Source organism: Paenibacillus sp. MT124, assembly GCF_058792755.1.
Window position 1 is genome coordinate 2,052,205 of the sequence record NZ_CM179500.1, and the last position, 13,671, is coordinate 2,065,875.

A 13,671-nucleotide genomic window follows, 5' to 3' on the forward strand; every position below is an offset into this window, starting at 1 on the left:
CAAAACCACATGAGATAAAACGTTATCCACAGCTTTAGTGGCTAAATTGGGATTCAAAGGAAGTTAGGATATCACTTCTATTCCGATATTGAAAGTGCAAATCTTACTAAATCCAACGATAAGCTTACAATAACGGTAAAGTAGAAAAAACAAATAGCAGTCATTCTACTTTTTCGTAGAACCACTGCAACACAAGTTAGACTGAAATGGATCATATGGACGCACAAATAAATCTAACCCTTAAGAAATTAGACGAAGTGCGCTTGAGATCGAGTATTTTTTTGTCTATCCATATACTTCTCAATTTCCATCTTGATCTCCAGAATTGGAGCTGGAAGAGTTCTGATCCGGTAATAATGCTGGATAAACCATTCCGGATATTGTCTGAAACGATTAAGCCAGCAAGAGTGGATGAGACGAAGCTTGTCCCACACTTTAACTTGTTGGCTATGCGCTGCTTCAATTAGTTCTTGATTCATCATGGAGATCTCATCATTGGCAGAGAGGTTGGTCTCCGCCATGTGTTTCTTCTGCTTGATCTGCTCAAGCTCCACAGATAGTTGTACCGCATAGTTTAACTCGGCGGATTCCATAACGGACCGAAAATAAGCACTGATCTCATTCAGTTCATTCTTTTCTTCATTCACAATATAGGAAGAATCTTCTCTGTAGATCATGTTAAAGAAGGTCTGTGACCGTCTTTTATAATTTTGAATGCTAAAGAGAGCATGGTCGAAAATTTCAGTTGCATACTCATATCCAAATTTCGCATAGTAGTCTTCCATGACTTTTGCTATTTGCCAAACCGCTTTCCGGGATATAAAGTCACAGCAAAAACGATGCTTCATAAGCTGTTTGGTCACCCACAGCTCAGCACCTTCAGAATAGATTTCACCCATGTCAATCCATTTGGAATGAACGTTCAGTACTTGGAAGTTTTCCGTATGTATTTTGATCTTCAGATATTTGGAAGCCTTCTTAAGAATCGTGATCGCTTCTTTTGGCGTACGTATATTAAGCAGTCCAGTTGGCCCATAAAGATCATTGATGTAACCCCAGCGGAAATTGCCTGGAATGTAGATAAGCTCTTTGCCAACGTAATGAAGCACAAAGCGTTGAACATTTCGGTCCTCAGACAAAAACTCATCGCATGTAAAGAAGGCAAAATTTTTGGCATAGAGCGTTTCCTGTGAAACTTCCGCTTGATCACGTACAAAGATGTAACGGTCAAAGAACAATGTACCAGCGTTATTGTAATGAATAATACCCTCGTGTTCTAACTTGTGGAGAAGAATTCGGATTCGATAAGTGGAGGTACCCATTCGTTTAGCGAGTTCGGTCTGAGAAAGAGGAACTTCTCCGCCATATGCGCAAACGGTACCCAGCAGGAGTTTAAGTTTGAAAAGCAAACGAGTGTCATGATGTAGGGTCTGTGCATCGAATAGATCAGGATGGTGTTTCATCTGCGCCTCTCCTTAACTCCCAACTGTAAAAATGGGTATGGAAAATAAGGGTTTTGGCTTTTGTTTTTTTAGAAGACATGCTATAATGAACACATCAAAAAAGAAGCAAGACCAAGACCCCGACTTTTCGTGGTTTTAATAAGTGCCAGTCGCCAAACTATCCACTTATTAGAACGATATCGTTGGGTTCTTTTTTTATTGTAACAGAGATTTTTATTAGCTTTCCATTTACTATAAATAGATTATAGCATCCGTCTATTTAATTGGGAACACCATGAAAAGTACGAGAAATGCGTAATAAATATAGAAATGAAGAACGAAACGTAATTTGACGACCATACATATAGTACGAGAAAAAAGTTAGAAAATTAAAAATAGGGCTACAAGCTTGCATTTAGGTTGTACTCGACACCACCAGAACTTTTTTTTTGTCTTTTTAGTACGTGGAATTCGTAATAATTTTATTAAGGTACGAGTTTTGAGTAATAATTATTAGAAAGTACGAAAAATAAGTGAGAATTGCGTTAATATTTAGGTCGGTACCCTATAGCGTCAAGCTTGAAACAGCGAATCCAAGTACGAGTTTTTCGTAATAAAAATGAGACTGTCTTTTCAGTGCTTTATATATTGTGAATAATCAATTAAAGTACGAATAAAAAGTAAGAAAATGAAATCAGGTACGTTGTTTTCGTAATAAAATAATGTGGGGGAATTGCACGAATGGCGTTGTAGTGGGATATTTATTTTTATTACGAAATGAAGTACGAAAAAAAAGTAATAATATAATGCCAGTACGAGAAATGAGTAATAAAAATTCAATCAAGTAGCACTACAGAATGTTAATATTTCTAATCATCAGGGTAGATGGGGCTGCAGGAAAATCTACATAAGCAAAAAAATTGGAGAATGAGTTTCATTCTCCAATAAGTTCAGTCTGTATAGGAAAGGTAAGCTGAATAGGCGGCTCGGCTTGATCGAAAAAGTCATGCATTTCCGTATGTGTTAATGGAATAAACGAGATCTCAAAAGAGGAATGAAGTCGTTTATAATCGGCAATCAGGAAATTCAGGCTTTTGAACTCCTCAAGCGCGTCCTGGATCTTTTTCATGTTTTGTTCCGTTTTTCTTTTGTCCATTCGGACTTTACGCAAGAAATAGCTGAGCGGGAAGATATCGATGAATTGGTTTCCTTGAACATATCGCTCCAGACGTTCTTTCTGTAATGCATGGACCAAAATTTTAGAGATGTTTCCTTCAATGGAGTTGAGGCTGTCTCTATAGATTTTGACGGTCTGTTGATTAATGTATTGCTGGTGGAAGTACGTACCGATAACAATTTCGGCATAACGTCTGCCATTGGGGTTTGAGTTGATGACAACCGAGTCAAAGATGGACCAGTCGGCAGAACCGGATCTTGCTTTTTCAGACTTCTTCTTAATCACGGCCTGGAAGCCAAACGACCTGATTTTACGCAATCTTTTCTCAATCTCAACGTAGTTTTTAACCCCAGAAGAATTATAAGCTTTGCTGACCAGCTTGGAAATATCAACCGTGATCGTCCGATCTGTGTAAAAGGATTCATCCTTTTGGGAAAGGACATAGAAAATGATATCCCGGTCAGTACCATCCAGTGATTTCGTAAGGCTTTTATCCGCGAGCAGGAAATCTCCATCCTCAACCTTGATAATGGTGCGCAGGAACTCATTGTCACTGATCTCATAATCATCAAAATAGGTTTGTTTGTTGGTGATTTCGTCCAATTCCATTCGGATCTTCAGGTTTGTTGATTTTTCCGCAAAAACGACATCTTCGATCAGGCCATGAGGCTGCACATCGACTGCATTGGTTAGATCGTGTTTATCAATAATATCAGCCACAATAAAGTGCAGATCGGTGTCGATGGCCTTTTTGATCTGATTGGTTTTTTTACTCGACAAGTAACGATAGTCCGTGAGGTATGTGGAGCTGGTGGTTGCCCACTCACTAATCTGTTGCAAGCGTAGAGCGGGTAAATCATTCAGGTCCTTTACGCCAATCAATCTTTCGGATTCAGCAACGATATCCAGCCCCGCATTCGATGCTTTCATTTGCTCCAGCGCAAGTTTCCAAGAGCTAATCTCAATCAGAACAGGATTGTTTGGCACCGAATCCAGTTCCTCTTTAAATTTCTTGAGCCAATACTTTTTGCTCTGTTGTCTTTTGCGATAATTTTTATCCCGAATCTCAACGTGATCTTCCAGATGAGGCGTATCAAATCCAAAATTCTGGATTAAGAGTTCCTTGATGAGCTCAAACAGCCACGTCTCTTTTGAGGTGCTGGTCGTTTCCTTGTATACATACATGTATAGATGATCGACAATTCTTGGTGGTAAGCACTCAATTGTCTTGGTAATTGCAAAAAGCGAAAGTTTAACCATAACCATTCTCCCTTAAAAAAACTTCTCCTTAAAAATATATCATAACTTCATATCCATTAGGGCAGGGATTATCATGGAAACGGATTTAGTTTAGGGAAAAGATGATGCATCAATGTCTATCTTCCTATCAATGCTGCTTCTCATTCGATGCTGCAAGGCGAGAGGACAACAGTCAGATTCGTCGAACCCTAAGTAGTAGAACACCAAAAAGGAGAGACTATATATGGATAGAACGTTAAATGAACTTTTAATAGAGGCAGACATCGTTTCCTTGCAGGCAGCGATGGAATCTGGATCGTTATCGTCGGAGATCTGCGTTCGTTGGTATTTGGAGCGAATCACCAGGCTCAACCCTAAGCTAAAAGCAGTACTTGAAGTCAATCCGGATGCGATAGAGGAAGCCATTGCGCTTGATGCAGAGCGGAGGGAGCAGGGGGTGCGCGGACCGCTTCACGGTATTCCCATCCTGCTCAAGGATAATATCGATACAGGAGATCACATGCATACCAGTGCAGGTTCAGTCGCGTTAGCAGAACATATTGCACAGTCAGATTCAATGGTGGCTGCACAGTTAAGAGCGGCTGGAGCCGTATTCCTGGGAAAGGCAAACATGACGGAATGGGCAAACTTCATGTCGAGCACCATGTGGTCCGGATACAGCTCAAGGGGCGGACAGACGTTGAATCCTTACGGTCCTGGAGAGCTGTTCGTTGGGGGATCGAGTTCGGGCTCCGCAGCAGCCGTCGCTGCCAATCTGTGTACCGCCGCCATTGGCACAGAAACATCAGGTTCAATTATTAGTCCAGCCTCGCAAAACAGCCTTGTTGGCCTTAAGCCGACGATTGGTCTGGTCAGTCGTACAGGAATTATCCCCATTACCTATAGCCAGGATTCGGCCGGGCCGATGACACGTACGGTAAGAGATGCAGCCATTTTGCTTGGTGCAATGACGGCAGTGGATCCGGATGATGCGGCGATGCACGAGAAAGGACGAAAAGCCTATACCGATTATACGCCCTTTCTGGATGCGAACGGACTGCAAGGCGCAAGAATCGGCGTTCCACGATTCTACTATAAGGATCTGGATGAAACACGGGCAGCAGTTATCGAACGAGCTATCAGTCTATGTAAAGAACAGGGAGCAATCATTATTGACCCGGTGTCATTGCCCTGTGAAAGTGCGAAGTGGGACTGGGACGTGATGCGATATGAATTTAAAAAAGGGATAAATGACTATCTGGCCAAAGCGGGTCCCGGTGCATACGTTAAAACGTTAGATGAACTTATCGCTTATAATGTGGCAAATGCTGATGCTGCGCTTAAATATGGACAGGATACACTGATCTGGTCGAATGAAACAAGTGGTACCTTGTCTGAACCGGAGTACGCCGAGAGTTTGCAGCTTAATCGTCAGCTTTCACGGGAACAAGGCATCGACCATGCAATCCGTGAGAATCAATTAGATGCGCTGATCTTCCTGGGCAATGAGGAAGGACTCGATGTGTCTGCACGCGCTGGGTATCCTGTAATTACTGTTCCCGGCGAGTACGTCGACACAGGTATTATTGGTGAAGATGGCTATACGACCAAAGGGCCACAGGGGATTACGTTTGTCGGAACTGCCTTCAGTGAGCCCATCCTTTTCCGACTGGCGTACGCGTACGAACAAGCGACCAATTTACGTTTTGCGCCTAACGATGAGGATTAATCTAAAAATTTAGAAGAGATTGTGGCTCGCTCTTCTTGTGTTCAGAACATCAGCTCCGATATTCGCGTCCAAGGCAAAAAGCCGTCCCCAAAGTCAAATGACTTTGGGGACGGCTTTTGTTGTTTATTAGGACACATTGGAGCTTGATGCTCGCAAATGACCTGATGTGCACTTGATTTTAGTGTTTAACTGCTTCGCCAGCAAATACTTCCACGTTCATCGGTGCAGCCATGAATGCTGCTGCTTGTTGAACAAATCCTTGGAAATGAGCGCTTGCGTTGTGAGCTGCTGTAGCTGCTTCGTCTTTCCACAATTCAATCATGGTATATTGATGTTCTTGTTCAGTGCTTTTGTTCAGAACATAGCTGATGTTGCCTTCTTCATTGCGAGTTGCTGCAACGAGTTCTTTGGCTGCTGCGAGGAATGCTTGCTCTTGATCCGGTTTAATGGACAGGTGTGCGTGAATGATAATCATGTGTGTTTACCTCCGTAATGTATATAAATTGTTTGATTGTTGCCAATAGTTAAGGGTGACGCAGTTCAATGAAAAGTGTGATACATCAATTATGCCCAAGTTGTAATCGTATCAACTGGCAGACGGTAGGATGGATGACCCTCTTTGGCTGATTTACCCATGGAGATCAGCATAACCGGTTGATAGCGTTCTTTGTCCATACCGAACGCTTCAGCGATTTGATCTTTTTCGTAACCGCCAATAGGGTTGGTATCATAACCGTGAGCACGGGCAACCAGCATCAATTGCATGGATACCAGACCTGCATCAATCAGGTTGACATCGCGAAGAGCAGATTCTGGCATAATCTTGTAATAAGGCATTACTTTAGCCAACTGCATATCTTTTACTTCTTGTGGCATATAACCAAGCTCCACCGCTTTGCCGAAGATTTCTTCCATATATTCGATGTTGTTCATGTCAACAAATACGCCGATAACTGCAGAAGAAGTCAACACTTGATTTTGATTAAATCTGGCAAGAGGAGCAAGCTTCTCTTTACCCTCAGCTGTGTCCACAACCAGGAAGCGCCAAGGCTGCAGGTTGATGGAGGATGGGGCACGGGAAGCTTCGGCCAGAATCTCGGTCATCTCTTCACGACTGATTTTTACCTCCGGATCATAAAGTTTAACGGAACGACGGCCGTATGTGATCTCGTTAAAATCGTTCGTTTTTTGAAATGTACTTTGAAAGCTACTCATTCAGTGGATCTCTCCTCTATATAAAAGTATCAAAAATTGTTCTGCATGCGTTCCAGATAACTCGCAAGATTCTGGATTTCATCTTCACTGAAATCGTGTAGAATCTGATGAATAAAATTTTTCTTCTCTACTTTGTAACCCTCAATATGTTTCCGGCCATCATCGGTAAGACGAACAAAGGTAACACGGTTGTCTTCCGGATTTTTGCGTCTGGTCACCATGCCGTCCGCTTCGAGCTGCTTCAAATGGCGGGTGATGGCAGCACTGTCGATATTGATGATTTTTTGCAGCATCGATTGGTTGATCTCGTCGACCTGATCCAATTCATACAGAATCTCAAAGCGAGATGAACTGATTCCTGTGCACCGCTCGAACTTCGGGCTGACTTTGTTGCCAAGAGCATTAAGCAGATTGATAATCTGCTCTTCCTTTGAAACGATACGTGTCATGACTAGACCTCCCGGGTGAATCTGGACATGAACAACGGCTTATGTTCACACAATCCGATTGTGGCCTTTTTTACGATGCCAGTGTTGATAAAAATAATGGACGCCTCAACAATTGACATGTCAATCATTGACCGCTCAATTAATATATCATGCCTCTTTTTATTTTGCAACCCAAAATAATATGAAAAAATATGCACATCAATCGGAGTACTTCATCATCACGCTATGCAGTAGGATGTCCTGTTATAGTCATAAATATTGAGATTATATTTAAGTCAGAATGGCTATCAACTATAAAAATGAAGAACTTTTAAGTAGAAGAGGGCTATATTTTACAAAAACAGCTGTTATCCTATATACTTCAAGCTATTGATCAATTAATTACTACAGTTAGAGGTGAAACGACATGGCCAAAGATACAACGGCTTCAGTCAATCGGCGGAACGACATTATCTCAGCGGCAATTGACGTATTTGCAGAAATCGGATACTACCGTGCAACGACAGCACAAGTGGCGGAGAGGGCGCAGATTTCGCAGCCTTATATTTTTCGCTTTTTCAAAACGAAGGAAGCCCTGCTGCTGTCTGCACTGGAAGTATCATGGACGCGAGTCATTGATTCATTTCGGCAGGTTGTAGAAACAGCAGCATCGGATCAACTGGAGCGCGAATTGATAGACGCATACGAGAAGATTCTGGAATCACACCAAAGTGAAATCCTGCTTCAGATGCAAGCTCAGACCATTCAGGAAGAAGTGATTCGTCAAGCGATGCAGAAAGGGTTCAGTGAAGTAAGAACCATGGTTCTGAATGCTTTTAGCCATGCTGGCATTGCCGAAGCGAAGCAAAGAACGTTGGTTTTCCTGGCGATCGGCATGTTATGCAATGTCTCGATAGCCCTAGATATGCCTGAGCTCAAAGAGAGATAGGAAGGGTAAATGCCCTTTTTCAAAAATAGTTATTGATCAATCACTAAATATGCGTTATATTGTGTTCAGAAGTTGTGAGTAATTGATCAATAACTAAATGAGTGAGAGGATGTATGGAGATGAAAAAGGCAATTGTTATTGGTGCAACAGGCGGAACGGGTGCTGCCATTACACAGGAATTGATTAAGAGGGGGATCGCAACGGTTGCTTATGGACGTTCACGGCACAAATTGGAACAGCTTGCAGCAAAGCTGGGTTTCCCAGATCATCTCCAGCTCGCTGTAGGTGATGCATTTAACCCAAATGAAATAGTCGCTGCTTCCCAGAATGCGGATGTGATGTTCCACTGTGCCAACGTGCCTTACCATGAGATGGAGAGCAGACTCCTACCACTGGGTGAATCCGTTATGAAGGCAGCTGAACAGCTGAGTCTGAAAGTGGTGGTCATTGATGGGATCTACCCATACGGGAGAAGGCAAATGAACGAAGTAACGGAAGAACATCCGAAGCAGCCGCATACCCGCAAAGGAAAAACAAGACTCGCCTACGAGCAAATGTTATTCAGCAGCAGGTGGTCCAGAGCACAAGTCATGATTGTACGTTTGCCTGATTATTATGGTCCGACCGCGAATGAAGCCTCTTACCTGGGATCAACACTTGAATCGATCGCAAAGGGGAAAATGGCTTTTTTCATCGGCAATATGGAAACACCACGGGAATATATCTATCTGCCTGATGCAGCGGTTATGGTAGTGGAACTGGCAAGCAGGGAGAACACCTACAATCAGAACTGGAATATACCCGGTGCTGGCATTATTGCAGGCAAAGAGATCGTTAGGATCGCACAGAGGGCGGCGGGTGTAACGAAACAAGTCATGGCACTTGGGAAAATAGGACTGTCCCTGATTGGGCTGGGGGTGCCGGTCATGAAGGAAGTCGTAGAGATGTTATACCTAACCAAGGAGCCACTCGTCTTAAGCAGACAGAAGTATGAACGCAACATTGGTCCTGTGCAGGCGACGCCTTTCGCAGAAGGAATTGCTGAAACCATAACACAGCTTCAGAAAAAGTAAATTACATTTTTTAATGTTTAGTAATTGATTAATCACTAACAAACCGAATAAATGAATACTGCTTATGAATGACAGACAGATCCGGAAGCAATACCCGGGTCTTTTTTATATATGTATGCCTTGGTCATAACGATGACATCCAACTTTCAGTAACGGACAACATTTATTTGAGGGTGTATTTCGTAACGGTCAACAAGCATGTTAGCTATTTTTAGATTGGATGACAATAAAGCTTCCGTCATATTCAAAAAAGTAAAAGCAACCCATATACTAACGCTAATATAATGTCGTAGATGCAGTGATAGCACTGAAAAACGAGTTAAATATGACATCAACTTAACGTATGAATGAGATTGAATCGAAATCGATTAATGTATCTTGAAAGGGTTGGGGATCATGAGCCTGGAAGCTTTGAATCAACGAGTAAAAGAAGATCTCGCATATTTGGCCTATGGCGGTGCAAACTGGGTGCGCTCCATGGAACATGCTGAGGGTCATGTATATGACGTGATTATTGTAGGAGGAGGACAGAGCGGCCTGGGAGCAGCTTTTGGCCTACTGCGTGAGCGGATTTCTAACATTTTGGTTATTGACGAAAATAAAGCCGGACTGGAAGGGCCTTGGGAAACATACGCCCGTATGACGACCCTACGTACTCCTAAACATCTGACGTCCATTGATCTGGGTATTCCATCCCTAACCTTTCGTTCTTGGTGGGAGGCACAGTTTGGACTGGAAGGCTGGGAAGCGATGGACAAGATTCCACGCGGGGATTGGATGAATTATTTGCGGTGGTATCGTGACGTGCTGAATCTGCCTGTAATCAATGAAGTAAAGCTAAAATTGATTGAACCCGCATCTGAGGGGATTCACCGACTTCATGTGGAGGGTTCCGGTGTCGATTCCGGCACGCTGCTGGCGCGAAAAGTCGTGCTGGCTACCGGCATACAGGGAGGAGGAGAATGGCACGTACCTTCCATGATTGCAGAACGACTGCCGAGAGAACTGTATGCTCATACTTCCGAGGCAATTGATTTTGAGCGGTTGCGCGGCAAAAGAATTGCCGTATTAGGGGGAGGAGCTTCCGCTTTTGATAATGCAAGTTTTGCGCTTGCTGCAGGAGTTGCTGAAGCACATGTGTTTGTGCGGCGAGCACAACTTCCAAGTGTCAATCCCATACGCCAGATGGAGCAATCCGGGATGATTGAACGTTTTCATGCATTAGGGGCAGCTGATAAATATGCGGTAATTTCACACTTTTTTCAATACAATCAACCTCCAACCAATGATACCTTCAACCGGGCAGCAGCCTGGCCGGGCTTTGAACTGCATTTGAATTCACCCTGGCTCGGTGTGGAAGCAAACGAGGATGGAGCCGTAGTGACAACAGCCAAGGGGAAATTTGCTTTTGATTTTCTGGTGATTAGTACGGGGCTGCTAAGTGATCCCGCATTGCGGCCGGAACTCAAACTGGTGGAAAGTCATATTGCTCGTTGGGCGGATTATTATGAAGCGCCGGCTGAGCAGCGCAATGAGCTGCTGGATGCACATCCCTTCCTTACTTCCGGATTTGCGATGACGAGCCGAAGTGAAGCAGGCGAGTCACAGCTGCACGGGCTGTTTGTTTTCAATTACTCTGCCCTTGCAAGCTGTGGTCTGTCCGCTTCTGCCATCTCGGGCACCAAAAGCGCAGTTCCTAAACTGGTGTCAGCCATAGCGGACCAGCTGTTTTTGGATGATCGGGAGACGATCTTACAGCAATTTTTTGATTACGATGAGCGGGAGTTCACAGCATCCTGGGTAAAAAGCAGCGTTCCCAGCTGAACCAACCTTATTATAGCCACATTACTAACCGTACAGTGAGTTTCTGCTGTGCGGTTTGTTTATTTTATAGGAGAACTTACACTCTGCATGGTTTTGTTGTAAAATGTCGAATGGAACATGTAAAGGGCAGGTGTAAGTGGATGAAAGAAATGACCTACGAACAGTTTAGAGCTCATCTGAAGAAAGCTTCACGCAAGCGGGGTGTACCCATAATCAAGATTGTTGCATTTCAGGAGAAATACATGAAGATTGAAGATATTCAGTTCTTCGATGTCGAGCAAAATTATATGAGTGTACAGGCTTGTAATACACTTTGGATGAACCTGGAGAACAAGTCTTTTCGAAATATGGTATCTCATCCTCTGCAGTTTTATAAGGATATGGAGGATCTGGGAAGACAATCGTTTGAGAATATGATTAAGGAATTGTATGATACGGCGGTTCCACTCTGGTTGGATTATGACCCCAATGATTATTACACCTCTGAACAACTCGCTGAGATTCTGGCTACCGATGAGCAGAAGCTGATTGAACAGCTCGAAATGGGGCGTTTCAAGGGTGCGTTTATAAATGAAAATGGAAAATGGCTTAAACCCAAACCGGGAATAAACCAGTAATGCCTCTGATGATCCTGCATGCGATGAACGGCTGCAGGATTTTTTGATGTAACAAGGCAAGGGATAGCCTTGGTAAGATACAGAGACACAGATATAGGATTTTAGTATTGGATGATTGTGACCGTTTTAGTTAATATTATGGGAGATAATGGAGTACAAAAGTCGAAAGATGCAAGTTTCTGAAGGTTTATAAATTATTTTGAACGAAAATGATTGTTTTTTGAGGAATTTATGTTACTATAGAAGCAGTTGGAGGAATGAAGATGCTGACTGAAGAACGATATGCTGCAATTATAGAGCGCTTACATCAACAAGGGATAGTTAAATTACAGGAACTTGTCGACGTGCTGGGTGCGTCCGAATCAACGATAAGACGCGATTTAATTGACTTGGAGAGCCGTCAGATGCTGAAACGCATCCATGGCGGGGCAGCACTGATGAACGAAAAGACGCTCGAGCCAGGCATGGAAGAGAAAACATCCAAAAACATTCAACAAAAAGTGACGATTGCTCGTTTGGCTGCTCAGGAGATCGAAAATGGCGATTGTATCTATCTCGATGCGGGTACGACGACGCTGGCCATGATTCCCTATATTGAAGCCAAGGACGTAACCGTGGTGACCAACGGTCTATCCCATGTGGAAGCGCTCGTTAGCAAGCGGATTCGAAGTTATTTGCTTGGTGGCATGATGAAAATCCATACCAAAGCCGTCATCGGAAGTATTGCATTACAAAATATGGACAACTTCCGTTTTGATAAATGTTTTCTTGGAACCAACGGTGTGGATCCCGAGATGGGGTATACAACTCCTGACCCGGAGGAAGCCTTGATTAAGAGAAGGGCGCATCAATTGTCCGGGAAATCATACGTGCTGGCAGATTCCAGCAAGATCGGTGAAATTACGTTTGCCAAGTTGTTTGAGCTGGAGGAGGCAGATCTGATTACCGAGCAGATGCCAGAGCACTGGCGAGCCGTAATAGAGCAGAAAACTAAAATAATTGAGGGATAACAATGATATATACGATAACACTTAATCCTTCCATTGATTACATCGTGGAAGTGGATGACCTGAAGCTCGGCGGTTTGAATCGCATGAATCGGGATTTGAAGCTTCCAGGTGGTAAAGGCATCAATGTATCACGTGTGCTGAATCAGCTGGGAGCAGGTAACACGGCGATTGGATTCCTTGGTGGATTCACAGGTCGTTTCATTAATGACAAGCTGCAGGAAGATGAGATACAGACTGATTTTGTTACCATTGCGGATGATACGCGGATCAATATCAAGTTGAAGCATGGAGACGAGACAGAAATTAACGGTCTTGGCCCAGTCATTCGTGAGGAAGAAGCAGCACAACTGCTGCAGAAACTATCCTCGCTGCAAATGGGAGATATCGTCGTTCTATCGGGTAGCATTCCGCCATCCCTGGGAACTGATTTTTATGATCGTCTCATTCAGGTCTGCAAGCAGACGGGTGCAGAGTTCGTCATTGATACCACTGGACCGGCATTAATGGAAGCACTGGTGCATAAGCCATTGCTGGTGAAGCCGAATCATCACGAGCTCGCTGAACTTTTCGGGGTTAATATTGAAACTCGGGAAGAGCTGATCTTGTACGGTCGGAAGCTTCTGGAAGCAGGGGCCAAGCAAGTATTAATCTCCATGGCCGGAGATGGAGCCCTGTTGATTACGGGATCAGATGTGTACCACGCGAGTGTGCCAAAAGGAATGGTGAAAAATTCGGTTGGGGCTGGAGATTCCATGATCGGAGGATTCGTAGGCACTTATGTATTACATGGTGATATCCTTGATGCCTTCCGTACGGGAGTCGCATCCGGAAGTGCAACGGCTTTCTCGGATGATCTTGCTACACGCGAATTCATTGAAGAGCTTCGAGACGAGGTTACCATCACCAAATTGTAGATCGACATTTCAGAGGCAAGCCAATTGTAATTTATAAATTCGGCCTGACAAGGG

At 43.6% G+C, this 13,671-nt stretch carries 12 protein-coding genes; 7 read left to right on the top strand and 5 right to left on the bottom strand.

The window, feature by feature from the left end; all coding sequences use genetic code 11:
• Positions 1-248: 248 nt before the first annotated feature.
• A complete protein-coding gene (locus AC3RCI_RS09640) occupies positions 249-1,463 on the bottom strand; it encodes a helix-turn-helix domain-containing protein (RefSeq protein WP_492528751.1) in 1,215 nt (404 codons plus the stop codon).
• Positions 1,464-2,376: 913 nt separating this feature from the next.
• Positions 2,377-3,879, bottom strand: a complete 1,503-nt coding sequence (locus AC3RCI_RS09645; RefSeq protein WP_095288093.1) for a hypothetical protein — start codon at positions 3,877-3,879, stop codon at positions 2,377-2,379.
• Positions 3,880-4,102: 223 nt separating this feature from the next.
• Here AC3RCI_RS09645 and AC3RCI_RS09650 point away from each other — a divergent pair, with 223 nt between their 5' ends.
• Complete coding sequence (locus AC3RCI_RS09650) at positions 4,103-5,587, top strand: amidase family protein (RefSeq protein ID WP_492528753.1); 1,485 nt, start codon at positions 4,103-4,105, stop codon at positions 5,585-5,587.
• 178 nt (positions 5,588-5,765) lie between these two features.
• On the opposite strand, the gene AC3RCI_RS09655 is transcribed toward AC3RCI_RS09650, so the two are convergent.
• The 3 genes from AC3RCI_RS09655 to AC3RCI_RS09665 all read right to left on the bottom strand — a co-directional run bounded on the left by AC3RCI_RS09655 (position 5,766) and on the right by AC3RCI_RS09665 (position 7,251).
• Positions 5,766-6,062 (bottom strand): putative quinol monooxygenase, encoded by a 297-nt coding sequence (locus AC3RCI_RS09655; RefSeq protein WP_127536506.1) that lies wholly within the window; start codon positions 6,060-6,062, stop codon positions 5,766-5,768.
• Between the two features lie 89 nt (positions 6,063-6,151).
• The gene (locus AC3RCI_RS09660) at positions 6,152-6,802 is read right to left on the bottom strand and encodes a nitroreductase family protein (RefSeq protein WP_492528755.1); all 651 of its coding nucleotides are present in this window, start codon (positions 6,800-6,802) and stop codon (positions 6,152-6,154) included.
• A gap of 29 nt (positions 6,803-6,831) precedes the next feature.
• Positions 6,832-7,251 carry a MarR family winged helix-turn-helix transcriptional regulator gene (locus AC3RCI_RS09665; RefSeq protein WP_492528757.1) on the bottom strand — a complete coding sequence of 140 codons (420 nt, stop codon included), beginning with the start codon at positions 7,249-7,251 and terminating at the stop codon, positions 6,832-6,834.
• A gap of 406 nt (positions 7,252-7,657) precedes the next feature.
• Here AC3RCI_RS09665 and AC3RCI_RS09670 point away from each other — a divergent pair, with 406 nt between their 5' ends.
• The 6 genes from AC3RCI_RS09670 to pfkB all read left to right on the top strand — a co-directional run bounded on the left by AC3RCI_RS09670 (position 7,658) and on the right by pfkB (position 13,617).
• Positions 7,658-8,179 (top strand): TetR/AcrR family transcriptional regulator, encoded by a 522-nt coding sequence (locus AC3RCI_RS09670; protein WP_127536504.1) that lies wholly within the window; start codon positions 7,658-7,660, stop codon positions 8,177-8,179.
• A 119-nt stretch (positions 8,180-8,298) separates the two neighbouring features.
• Positions 8,299-9,252 carry an SDR family NAD(P)-dependent oxidoreductase gene (locus tag AC3RCI_RS09675; RefSeq protein ID WP_492528759.1) on the top strand — a complete coding sequence of 318 codons (954 nt, stop codon included), beginning with the start codon at positions 8,299-8,301 and terminating at the stop codon, positions 9,250-9,252.
• A gap of 396 nt (positions 9,253-9,648) precedes the next feature.
• Positions 9,649-11,076 (top strand): NAD(P)-binding domain-containing protein, encoded by a 1,428-nt coding sequence (locus AC3RCI_RS09680; RefSeq protein WP_492528761.1) that lies wholly within the window; start codon positions 9,649-9,651, stop codon positions 11,074-11,076.
• A 140-nt stretch (positions 11,077-11,216) separates the two neighbouring features.
• On the top strand, positions 11,217-11,693 hold the full coding sequence (locus tag AC3RCI_RS09685; protein ID WP_492528763.1) for a hypothetical protein: 477 nt from the start codon (positions 11,217-11,219) through the stop codon (positions 11,691-11,693).
• 263 nt (positions 11,694-11,956) lie between these two features.
• The gene (locus AC3RCI_RS09690) at positions 11,957-12,703 is read left to right on the top strand and encodes a DeoR/GlpR family DNA-binding transcription regulator (protein ID WP_127536500.1); all 747 of its coding nucleotides are present in this window, start codon (positions 11,957-11,959) and stop codon (positions 12,701-12,703) included.
• Positions 12,704-12,705: 2 nt separating this feature from the next.
• Complete coding sequence (gene pfkB / locus AC3RCI_RS09695) at positions 12,706-13,617, top strand: 1-phosphofructokinase (protein ID WP_492528765.1); 912 nt, start codon at positions 12,706-12,708, stop codon at positions 13,615-13,617.
• Positions 13,618-13,671 lie beyond the last annotated feature (54 nt).